The sequence below is a fragment of the Caulobacter sp. FG7 genome, assembly GCF_057808875.1.
Map to the genome: position 1 here is coordinate 136,051 of NZ_JBMDIW010000006.1, position 11,403 is coordinate 147,453.

The 11,403-nt window shown below is 69.6% G+C and carries 8 protein-coding genes; 5 read left to right on the top strand and 3 right to left on the bottom strand.

What is annotated here, in order from left to right; genetic code table 11:
• The first annotated feature begins 218 nt into the window (after positions 1-218).
• The 4 genes from ACODR1_RS07055 (at position 219) to ACODR1_RS07070 (ending at position 7,419) form a co-directional block, all read left to right on the top strand.
• On the top strand, positions 219-1,409 hold the full coding sequence (locus tag ACODR1_RS07055; protein WP_488879820.1) for a glycoside hydrolase family 27 protein: 1,191 nt from the start codon (positions 219-221) through the stop codon (positions 1,407-1,409).
• Between the two features lie 123 nt (positions 1,410-1,532).
• Entirely contained in the window at positions 1,533-2,456 is a 924-nt protein-coding gene (locus tag ACODR1_RS07060) for an ROK family protein (RefSeq protein ID WP_488879821.1), read from the top strand.
• 14 nt (positions 2,457-2,470) lie between these two features.
• Positions 2,471-3,952, top strand: coding sequence for a carboxylesterase/lipase family protein (locus ACODR1_RS07065; protein ID WP_488879822.1), 1,482 nt, complete (start codon positions 2,471-2,473; stop codon positions 3,950-3,952).
• 50 nt (positions 3,953-4,002) lie between these two features.
• On the top strand, positions 4,003-7,419 hold the full coding sequence (locus tag ACODR1_RS07070; protein WP_488879823.1) for a glycosyl hydrolase 2 galactose-binding domain-containing protein: 3,417 nt from the start codon (positions 4,003-4,005) through the stop codon (positions 7,417-7,419).
• A gap of 4 nt (positions 7,420-7,423) precedes the next feature.
• Here ACODR1_RS07070 and ACODR1_RS07075 read toward each other — a convergent pair whose 3' ends face one another.
• Positions 7,424-7,732 carry a DUF1244 domain-containing protein gene (locus ACODR1_RS07075; RefSeq protein ID WP_488879824.1) on the bottom strand — a complete coding sequence of 103 codons (309 nt, stop codon included), beginning with the start codon at positions 7,730-7,732 and terminating at the stop codon, positions 7,424-7,426.
• A 5-nt stretch (positions 7,733-7,737) separates the two neighbouring features.
• Complete coding sequence (locus ACODR1_RS07080; RefSeq protein ID WP_488879825.1) at positions 7,738-8,949, bottom strand: ROK family transcriptional regulator; 1,212 nt, start codon at positions 8,947-8,949, stop codon at positions 7,738-7,740.
• A gap of 203 nt (positions 8,950-9,152) precedes the next feature.
• On the opposite strand from ACODR1_RS07080, the gene ACODR1_RS07085 reads away from it, so the two are divergent.
• On the top strand, positions 9,153-10,088 hold the full coding sequence (locus ACODR1_RS07085) for a cellulase family glycosylhydrolase (protein WP_488879826.1): 936 nt from the start codon (positions 9,153-9,155) through the stop codon (positions 10,086-10,088).
• Here ACODR1_RS07085 and ACODR1_RS07090 read toward each other — a convergent pair.
• Complete coding sequence (locus ACODR1_RS07090; RefSeq protein WP_488879827.1) at positions 10,085-11,104, bottom strand: cupin-like domain-containing protein; 1,020 nt, start codon at positions 11,102-11,104, stop codon at positions 10,085-10,087. The genes ACODR1_RS07085 and ACODR1_RS07090 overlap by 4 nt on opposite strands.
• Positions 11,105-11,403 lie beyond the last annotated feature (299 nt).

Here is an 11,403-nt window from a genome sequence, read left to right on the forward strand (position 1 = left end):
GGACGCGGCGCAGGACTTGGGGAGGCAAACATGACTTTCGGGCCCGGCCCCGACGCGCTTTCGCGTCCACCAACCGCTTTTCTCCCCGCCTGATCGACTGAGGCCCTCGTCGCCTCGCGGTCCGCTGGTTCACCCGCGCCTTTCCCAAGATTCCTGCAAGCGGGAGCCAAGGGACCGGCGGACCGTCCTTCTCTTCACCCCACATCCAGCGTGAACCCATGAAGCGCCTCGTCTCGACCCTGGCGGCCGCGTCCCTGCTGGCGGCCGCCGTTCCGGCCCTGGCCGACGATCCGCCGCCGCCTTTGCCCGACAACGGCCTGGCCCGCACGCCGCCGATGGGCTGGAACAGCTGGAACAAGTTCGCCTGCAACGTCGACGAGACCCTGATCAAGCGCATGGCCGACGCCATGGTCAGCTCGGGCATGAAGGACGCTGGCTACGAGTACGTCGTCATCGACGACTGCTGGCACGGCGAGCGTGACGCTCGCGGCGACATCCAGCCCGATCCCAAGCGCTTTCCCAGCGGCATGAAGGCTCTGGGCGACTACATCCATTCCAAGGGCCTGAAGTTCGGCATCTATTCCGACGCCGGCCTGAAGACCTGCGCCGGTCGTCCGGGCAGCCGCGTCTACGAATACCAGGACGCCCGGCAGTACGCCGCCTGGGGCGTCGACTACCTGAAATACGACTGGTGCATGGCCGGCACGCAGGACGCGCCGTCGTCCTACTACATCATGTCAGCCGCCCTGCAGGCCTCGGGCCGGGACATCGTCTTCTCGATCTGCGAGTGGGGCAATTCCAAGCCCTGGACCTGGGGCGCGTCGGTCGGAAACCTCTGGCGCACCACCGGCGACATCTACGACGCCTGGGAGGGCGTGAAGGGCTACAGCCTGGGCGTCATGAACATCCTCGACAGGCAGGTCGAGCTCCATCCGTTCGCCAGGCCCGGCCACTGGAACGATCCGGACATGCTGGAGGTCGGCAACGGCGGCATGACCACCGAGGAGTACCGCGCGCACTTCAGCCTATGGGCCATGCTGGCCGCGCCGCTGATCGCGGGTAACGACATCGGCCACATGGACGCCGACACCAAGGCGATCCTCACCAACGAGGAAGTCATCGCTATCGACCAGGATCCGCTCGGCGCCCAAGCCAGGCGGGTGTCCAAGCAGGGCGACCTGGAGGTCTGGGCGCGTCCCCTGAAAGGCGGCGGTCGCGCCGTCGTGCTGCTGAACCGCGGCCAGGCGCCGGCGGCGATCCGGGTGGACTGGGCGATGCTGGACTATCCCGAAACCTTGCCGGCCAAGGTCCGCGACCTGTGGGCGGGCAAGAACCTGGGCGTTCGCAGGGGCGGCCATGAGGCCCAGGTCGCACCGCATGGTGTGGTCATGCTGAAGGTCACGCCCTGACTTGTAGTATGAATAAATAAAAAGTCTTTTTTTATTCTGGCGCGGCTGGCGGACGCAGGGTAAGCCTCTGGCCGCTGGAGGTTGCGGCGTCCGGTAGGGATGCGTGCGGCGAGGGAGTTTCGGGTGATCCAGATCGGGGTCGATTTCGGCGGAACCAAGATCGAGGCGGCGGCCCTGTCGCCCGAGGGGCGCGTGCTCTCTACGCTCCGCGCCGCCACGCCCGGCGACTACGAAGCAGCGTTGAAGGTAGTGCGTGATCTCGTCGACCGCACCGAGCAGGCCGTCGGCGGCAAGGGATCGGTGGGCGTGGGCGCGCCGGGTTCGGTCTCGCCGCGCACCGGCCTGATCCGCAACGCCAACACCACCTATCTGAACGGTCGCCGGTTCCGCGAAGACCTGGAAGCCGCCCTGGAGCGGCCCATCCGCCTGGCCAACGACGCCAACTGCCTGGCGCTGTCGGAGGCCGTCGACGGCGCGGCCGCCGGGGCGCGGTTGACCTTCGCGGTTATTATCGGCACCGGCTGCGGCGGCGGTCTGGCGATCGACGGCAGGCTGGTCGAAGGCGCCAACGGCGTGGCCGGCGAGTGGGGCCACGTGCCTTTGCCCTGGCCCAAGCCCGAGGAAAGCCCCGGTCCGCAATGCTGGTGCGGTCGCCACGGCTGTCTTGAGACCTGGATATCCGGCACCGGCTTCCGCCGCGATTTTCGCCAGCACGGCGGCGGCGACCTCAGTGGCGCGGCGATCGTCGAGGCCGCTGCGGCGGGCGATCCGATCGCCCAGGGCGCGCTGGACCGCTATCTCGACCGGCTGGCCCGCGGGCTGGGCGTGATCGCCGATATCGTCGACCCTGACGTCTTCGTGCTGGGGGGCGGCATGTCGAACGTCGAGCTGCTGTACGAGCGCTTGCCGGCGTTGGTCGGCCCGCATGTGTTCACCGACAACTGGGAGAGCCGCATCGTCAAGGCCCGCTGGGGCGACTCCTCGGGCGTGCGCGGGGCCGCGCGCCTGTGGAACCAGGCCGATTGGGCCGGCGATGTCGCGGCCTGACGCGAGTTGAATCCATGCGGCTGGCGCGCCTGCTCATCGTCGCCGTCATGACAGCGCTGGCGGGCGTTGCCGTCGCCGACCCCGTCCGCATCTCGACGACGGCGGGGACGCTAGTCGGCGACGGGCGGATCGACGGCAGCCAGGCCTTCCTGGGCGTGCCCTTCGCCAGCCCCCCGGTCGGGGATCTGCGCTGGAAGCCGCCGCAACCCGTGGCCGCGTGGAGCGGCGAGCGGCCGGCGCTGGCGTCTGGTCCCGCCTGCCTTCAGACCTCGCGCGGCTGGAACGCGGCGGACGCGGCGCGATCCAGCGAAGACTGCCTTTACCTCGACATTCGCTCGCCCAAGCACGCGACGGGGGCGCGGCTGCCGGTCATGGTCTGGATCCACGGCGGCGCCAACCACGCCGGCTCCGGCGCGGGCACGGTGGAGTCGAGCCTGGTCGACCAGGGCGTGGTGCTGGTCAGCGTGCAGTACCGTCTCGGGGTGTTCGGTTTCCTGTCGCATCCGGCCCTGACTCGGGAGCAGGGCGGGGCGTCGGGCAACTACGCCCTGATGGACATCATCGCCGCTCTCCAGTGGGTGCAGGGCAACATCGCCGCGTTCGGCGGTGATCCGGGCAATGTCACGCTGTTCGGCCACTCGGCCGGCGGCCAGGACGCGGGCCTGGTCATGCTGTCGCCTCAAGGGCGAAACCTGATCGCCCGCGGGATCCTTCAGAGCGGCATGCCGGGCTTCGGCTTTCCGTCACGTTCGCTGAAGCAGAACGAGGCGATCGGCGAGGATCTGGCGCGGCGTTTGGGGGCCAGGTCGCTGGGCGACCTTCGGCGGACCTCCGGCAATGAACTGCTGAAAATCGCCGAGGTCCTGATGGCGCCCATCGACGACCAGGGCTTCATCTGGACGCAGGCCGTCGTCGACGGCGCGGTGCTGCCCAAGGCGCCGGAGGCGCTGCTGGCTGATCCTGGCGTGAAGCAGATGATCGTCGGCTCCAGCGCCCGCGAGATCGCCCTGTTCGGCGGCGAACCCCGGCGCGCGCGGGCCTGGATCGTCGAGGCCTTCAGGGATCGCGCGCCGCAGGTGCTGGCGGCTTATGGCCTGGATCGTGATCCGCCGTCCGCTACAGATCCGGTGCGAGGCGATGCGGTGATGCGACTGGCGACCGACCGGATGTTCCGCTGTCCGGCCGAGACGACCGCGCGCCTGCGCCACAAGGCCGGCGGCAAGGCCTGGCGCTACGAGTTGGAGGTTCCCGGGCCCGGCCAGGCGTCCGTAGGTCACGGTTCGGAGTTGTCCTTCGTCTTCGATCGACCGGGCGAGGGGCGCCCGCCGTTGCAGGCCTATTGGGCGGCCTTCGCGCGCACCGGCGAGCCGAACGCACCCGGATTGCCGCCCTGGCCGGCCGAGAGCGGCGCGGGCGAGCGGCTGGCCTTCACCGCCGCCGGACCAAGGGCGGAGCAGGGCGAAGAACCCGACTGCCGGTTCCACACCCGGCCCTAGACCATCAGCAACAAGCGGCGACCAAGCCGCGCACGGAGGAAACCAAGAGGATGAAGACCCGCTCGAAATCCGTCCTGGCTGCTGGCTGCGCCCTGGCCCTGCTGGCGCCGCTGACGGCGTCCGCCCAAGTCTGGGGGCCCTATAACGCCGAGTTCCCCGCCGGCGGCGACGGCCTGTCGCGCCCCCTGGCCGGCGCCGCGGCGGGCGAGACCCTGCCGGCCGGCGCGCCCTGGTCGCTGTCGGGCTGGGTCAGGATCTTAGAGGTGCAGCCAGGCCAGGCGCTGGCGGCTGGGATCGGCGATGTCGCCAGCGGACGCTTCCTGGCGGTCGGGCCCGATGGTTTCGCCGTCGTGACTTCGGGAATCGAGATCAAGGGCGGTGACGCGCCTCGGCCCGGCGACTGGCGGTTCGTCGCCGCCGTTTCGGACGGCGCCAAGGTCACGCTCCATGTCGACGGCAAGGCGGTGGCGCAGGGCGCAGCGCGCGCCGCCGCGACGCCGGCCACGGTCGCCCTGGGGCCACGCAAGGCCCCAGGGTTCGCGCCATTCGCCGGACAGGTGGCCGGCTTCCGCGCCGAGGCCCGCGCGCTCTCCGACGCCGAGATCAGGGCGCTTGCCGCCCGCAAGCCCGATCCGCTGACCGTTTTCGAGACCGGCAGCCCGACCTGGCCGGTGCAGGTGCGTCAGCAGGCAGGGCAGGTGACGCCGCAGGAAGCCTGGACCCGGCCGCAGGGCAAGGGTGCGATCTCGGCCCCGGTCGCCAAGCCCGCCTATGCCGGCCCGGCCCTGGTCGAAGCCGGTCCCGGCGCCTGGACATTGAAGCGCTGGAGCCTGGTCGAGGCTCCCAAGGTCGTTGGAGAGGGCGCAGCGATCTCGTCGGCCGGCTTCGACGCCAAGGGCTGGTATGCCGCCACCGTCCCCGGCACGGTTCTGACCACCCTGGTCGATCGCGGCGTCTATCCAGACCCCGACTATGGCCTCAACAACACCGCCATTCCCGAGAGCCTGAACCGGCAGGCCTACTGGTACCGCACGACCTTCGATGCGCCGGCCGCCGTCGCCGGCAAGCGTCCGCGCCTGACCTTCAAGGGCGTGAACTACGCGGCCGAGGTGTGGCTGAACGGCGAAAAGCTGGGCGACATGAAGGGCGCCTTCGTGCGCGGCCGCTTCGACGTGGCGGGCAAGCTGAAGCCGACCGGCAACGTGCTGGCCGTGAAGGTCTCGCCGCCGCCGCATCCGGGGCTGGCGCACGAGGAATCGCTGACCGCCGGCGTCGGCGAGAACGGCGGCATGATGGCCCTGGACGGCCCGACCTTCGTCGCCAGCGAGGGCTGGGACTGGATTCCCAGCGTCCGCGACCGCAATATCGGCCTCTGGCAGGACGTGGTGCTGGAGGCTTCCGGCGACGCCCGCCTGGGCGACCCGCAGGTGGTAACGACGCTCCTCAAGGCCGACAACAGCCTGGCCGAGATCGAGATCCTGGCCCCGGTCGAGAACCTGTCGGACCGTCCGGTTCAGGCCACGGTGACGGCCGCCTTCGACGGCGTCCTGATCAGCAAGACAGTCACCGTCCCGCCCGGCGCCTCGGCCGTGCGCCTGACGCCGGCCGAGTTTCCGCAACTGGCCGTGGCCAACCCCAGGCTCTGGTGGCCCAACGGCTATGGCGAGCAGGCCTTGCACGACCTGATCCTGACCGCCTCGGCCGACGGCCAGGCCTCGGACGAGAAGCGCCTGCGGTTCGGCATCCGCCAGGTGACCTACGAACTTTCGCTGATGAACCCGACCGGCCATCTGCGGCGGGTCGAGGTCGATTTCAGCAGGGCTCGGCAACTGGGCCAGGATGTCACCGACGGCAGCCACGAGGGCATCCGCAAGGTGGTCGACGGCTGGGCGACCTCGCTGACGGCGCAGGGCGAGACCTCGCCGGCCGTGCGCGACGTGCCCGAGACGGGCCTGGCGCCGCATCTGGTGCTGAAGGTCAATGGCGTGAAGATCGCCGCGCGTGGCGGCAACTGGGGCACGGACGACTGGCGCAAGCGTATCGAGCGCGAGCGTTTGGAGCCCTATTTCCGCCTGCACAAGGAGGCCGGCCTCAACACCATCCGCAACTGGGTGGGGCAGAACACCGAGGAGCCGTTCTACGACCTGGCCGACGAGTACGGCCTGCTGGTGCTCAACGATTTCTGGGCCTCGACCCAGGACTATCAGCTCGAACCCCAGGACGTGCCGCTGTTCCTGGCCAACGCCGCCGACGTCATCAAGCGCTACCGCAACCATCCCTCGATCGTGCTGTGGTTCGGGCGTAACGAGGGGGTGCCGCACCCGATCCTCAACGAGGGCCTGGAGGCGCTGGTCCACGACCTGGACGGCACGCGCTGGTACACCGGCAGTTCCAACCGCGTGAACCTGCAGAACAGCGGGCCCTACAACTACCGTGAGCCAGAGACCTATTTCACCGAGCATGCCAAGGGCTTCTCGGTCGAGGTCGGCACGCCGTCGTTCCCGACGCTGGAGGCGTTCTCGGCCGCCGTGCCCGCGCCCGATCGCTGGCCGATCAGCGACACCTGGGCCTATCACGACTGGCATCCCACCGGTAACGGCGCGACCAAGACCTTCACCGACGCCATGGCCGCCAAGCTGGGCGCGCCGACCAGCCTCGAGGACTTCGAGCGCAAGGCCCAGCTGATGAACTACGAGACGCACCGGGCGATCTTCGAGGGCATGAACCAGGAGCTCTGGAGCAAGTCGTCGGGCCGCCTGCTGTGGATGACCCAGCCGGCCTGGCCTTCGACCATGTGGCAGATCCTCAGCCATGACTACGACACCCACGGCGCCTTCTACGGAACCAAGGCCGCCGCCGAGCCCGTCCACGCGCAGATGAGCCTGGCCGACCACGCCCTGGCGGTGGTCAACAACACGACCGCGCCGATCGCCGGCGCTCGGCTGCGGACGCGGGTGCTCGACCTTTCGGGCAAGGTGCTGTCCGACCAGACCGACATGGTGGACGTCGCCGCCAACGCCGTCGTGTCCGGCCGCACGCTGGACCTTGGCCTGAAGAGCGGGGAGGCGGCCGTGGTCCGTCTCGACCTCGTCGCCTCAAGCGGCGCGGTGCTGTCGCGCAACCTCTACTGGGTCGGGGCCGATGACGCCGGCGAGCGGCGGCTGTCGCAGATGGCGGCTCAGCCCGTGACGCTGACGGCCAGGTCCGGAAGGGCCGGGAAGGATGAGGCCGTGGTCGCCGTCACCCTGGTCAATACGGGCGCTGCGCCGGCCCTGAACGCCAAGCTGACGCTGGTCGGCGCCAACGGAGCCCGGATCTTGCCGGCCTACTATTCGGACAACTACGTCTCGCTGCTGCCGGGCGAGACGCGGACGGTGGAGATCCGCTACCCGGCCGGGGCGGGCAAGGGCGCGAAGGTCGCCCTGCGCGGCTGGAACGTGACGCCGCGCATGGAGGTGGTGCGGTAAAGGCCTAGCCTTCGCCGCGCAACTGCTTGTTCAACGCCACGCTGGCTTCCATGCGGGCAAGCTGTTCGGGCGTGGCCGGCGCCTGGTGCCGGGCCTTCCACTCGGATTGGGGCATGCCGTAGATCGCCTCGCGGGCCGCGTTCTTGTCGAGCGCGCCTTCCGAAGCCTCTTCGACCCAGTCGGCCAGGCAGTTGCGGCAGAAGCCGGCCAGGCCCATCAGGTCGACGTTCTGGGCGTCGGTGCGCATGCGCAGGTGCTCGACCAGGCGGCGGAAGGCGGCGGCGGCGAGGCGGTCGTCGATCTCGACAGTCATGGTCTTCAGGTCTTCTGCAGGGCCGCCCGCGAAGGCAGCAGGCGTTCGATGATCGGCAGGATGGCCGCGCCCATGGCGGGCGCGTCGGCGGCGAGGGCCGCGCGCTGCACCGGGGCGAGGGCGGGCACGCCCGGAACGCCGGCGAGCTTGGTTTCTAGGGCGGCCGCGAGGCGGTCGACCAGGCTCTCGGGCAGGCGGCCGCCGATATAGACCGCCTGCGGATTGATCAGGCAGCTGACCGCCACCATCGGTCCGGCCAGCAGGTCGGCGGCCAGGTCGATCCAGGCCTCGACGGCGTCCAGGCCCTTCTGCGGCAAGGTCTCCAGGTCGCCGGGCGCGGCGATGGAGAAGCCGTTGTTCTCGAGGAACTGGGCGAGCGCCGACAGCGAGACGGCCTCCTGCAGGGTGGCCACGTCGATGCGCGGGGAGGTCACCGGCAGGAAGCCCAGCTCGCCGCTGCGGCCCTGGGCGCCGCGGAAATATTCGCCCTCGACCACCAGGCCGCCGCCCAGGCCCGAAGTGACCAGCACGTAGAAGAAGCTGGGCGCGTTCATGCCGTGGCCGAAGTGCAGTTCGCCCAGCGCCGCGGCGGCGGCGTCGTTCTCGACGGTCACCGGCAGGTCGTGGCGGCGCGACAGCAGTTCGCGCACGTCGGTGGTGTTCCAGGCGCCGTACTCTGCCGGGCGATGGGGCAGGTCGACCCGGGCCATGTCGTCGGGCATTGCCACGCCCACGCCGATGATCCGCTCGGCCTCGACGCCCTTGGTCTTGAGGAAGGTCTTCCAGTTGCTCTCGAAGAACTCGGCCACCGCGTCGGGGCCTGCGAAGGCCACTTCCCAGGTCGAACGCGCCCGCACCTGGCCGGCGAAGTCGAGCAGCAGGATGGTGACGTGGTCGCGGTCGATGTTGAGGCCGATCGAGAAGCAGCCGTCGGGATTGACCGCCAGGGTCATGGCCGGCTGGCCGCGACCGCCGTGCAGCTTGCCGGCCTCGACGATCAGGCCGTCGTCCAGCAGGCGTTTGGTGATGTTGGTGATGGCGGGCACGGTCAGGCCGGTCAGGGCCGCGATCTCGGGCTTGGTCTTGGCGCCGCCGATACGGATCGACTGCAGCGTGACCCGCTGGTTGTAGTCGCCGGCCCGCTCGAGATTCGTGCCGGACAGGCTCGGACCGGCTTGCGAGGTCTTGCGGGCGGGGCTTTTGGGCGACTGGCTCATCTGTGCCCTGGCTTAGCACCTGCGGCGTAGCGGGCGAAAGGTCGGCGACCGACGCGGCGCTGTGCGAAATAAAGAAAATTGATTTCTTTTATGCCTTGCGCGCGGCGAACGCCATGGCCAGGGTCGCGTCCCAGCGTTGGGAGGGGGGAATAGGAATGCACGCCGTGCGGAGATGGGCCGGGAGCCTTGCGCTGGCGTCCGCCTTGCTTGCCACGCCCGCCTTCGCCGGTTTCTCGGTGCAGGACGGCCGCCTGATCGACGCCTGCGGCGATGCTTTCGTCATGCGCGGCGTCAACCTGCCTCACGCCTGGAAGCCGCGCGCGACGGGCAGGGCCATCCGCGACACGGCGGGGCTGGGATCCAACACCGTCCGCATCGTGCTGAGCGACGGGACGCGCTGGCGGCGCACCTCGCCGCGCGCGGTGCGCAAGATCATCGCCCAGTCCCGTCGCGCCGGGCAGGTCGTGATCCTTGAGGTGCACGACACCACCGGCTACGGCCTGGAGCCGAAGGCGGCGCACATCGGCGCGGCGCTGGCCTATTGGACCAGGCTCGCACCCGTGCTGCGAGGGCAGGAGAACTACGTCCTCGTCAACATCGGCAACGAGCCAACGGCGGGGACGACGACGCCGGAGCAGTGGCTGGAGGCCCATCGCACGGCCATCGTCGCCCTGCGCGCCCTTGGGCTGCGCCACACCCTGGTGATCGACGCCCACGACTACGGCCAGGACAGTTCGGGAACCATGCGGGATAAGGCCGCCGAGCTGCTGGCCGCCGATCCGCAGCATAACCTCGTCTTCGACGTCCACATGTACGAGGCCTATGGCGAGGCGCAGGCCGTCGAGGCCTACCTGCGCGCTTTCCAGGTCGCGCGCCTGCCGCTGATCGTCGGCGAGTTCGGACCGGATCATCGCGGCCAGCCGGTGGACGAGGAGGCGATCTTCCGTCTCTCCGGCGCCATGGGCGTAGGCTATCTGGGCTGGTCGTGGTCGGGCAACGCGCCCGAGGTCGCTGACCTCGATCTCGTCGAACGCTTCGACGGGCGGCGGCTGACGCCGTGGGGCAGGCGCTTCTTCGAGGGCGGCGGCGGTGTGCGCGAGACCAGCCGGCGGTCGCGCGTCTTTTCCGGCTGCCGCTAGCTGCGCTTGGCGGCGGCGGACTCGGCCAGCACGCGTGACAGGATGGTCAGCAGTTCCCTGGCCGCGCCTTCGTCCAGATCGCCCAGGATGCCCCGCGCCTGCGCAGGCAGATGCTCGTTGGCGTCGCCCTCGGTGCGGAAGACATAGTGGTCGAACATCGCCTTCCAGGCTTGGCGGTGGGCCGGGGGCAGGGCGCGCAGGGTCAGCATGGCGTGCATGAACGCGTCGCGGGCCAGGCCCCGTCCCTGGTTGGGCGGGTTCCACCAGTAGTTCACCAGCATGTTGACCGTCTCCAGCGAGCGGACGTGGTGCCACCACAGGTACGGCACGTAGATCGCGTCGCCCGGCTCCAGTTCCGCGGTCTGGGCGACCTCCAGGGCCTGGGCGAAACGGGGGAAGGTCTCAAGGTCGGGGTCCTCAAGCGACACCAGGCTGATGGTCGCCCCGGCCGGCGTGCGCTCGAACGGACCCATGTAGAGGTTCTCGACCTGGTCGGGCGGGAACAGGGTGAAGCGGCGGCGGCCGGCGACCACGCAGGCGATGTTCTCGAACGGATCGTGGTGGGCGGCGACGATGACGCGATTGCCGATCCAGGCGCGCGGCTCGATCTCGGGGCCCAGCAGCGGCAGGGGGTTTTCCTCGGCGAAGCCGGGCAGGGCGTTCCAGGTCGGCACCGACTGGGCGGCCAGCGCCGTCTGCTCGGCGTCGCCGGCGTGCTCGGTCAGGAAGTCGAAGGTCTTCCGCAGCCGGGCCCGTCCGCCCCGGAAGTTCATGTTCGCCAGGTCGTCGGCATAGAAAAACCGCCCCCCAGCCTGCGCCGGCGCGAAGACGGTGGCGACCGACTGGCCGGCGTCGAACCGCGACAGGTAGTCGAACAGCGAAGCGTGGCCGGCGCGGCCCGCCGCGACCACCGGCCAGTGGGATACGAGGCCCCGGATCACCACCGGCTCGGCGGCGGCCGTCAGGGCGCTCAGCGCCTCCGGCGAGGTCGCCGTGGATTCGAAGATTGCCTTCACCGGCTTGCCTCCCCTCGAAGGTCGTCACCCTTCGAACGGGGCATACTGGAGGGTGATTGTGTCCGTCAGGCAACAGCGGTTGGCAAGGCTCAAGGATTAAACAAAATATTTTTATAAAATGCTGGCGTACCGACGTTTGCTACGGCTATGAAACATCAAGCGCCCGCGTCGAGACGGGTGCGACGGGAGGAAGCGCGACGCCAGGACGCCTGGCCAAGGCTTCCCGTACAATCGGCGGCACGACCGCTCATCTCCGGGCGAAAGTTCCGGACACTTGAAGGGGCCCGCGTGAGCGAGCG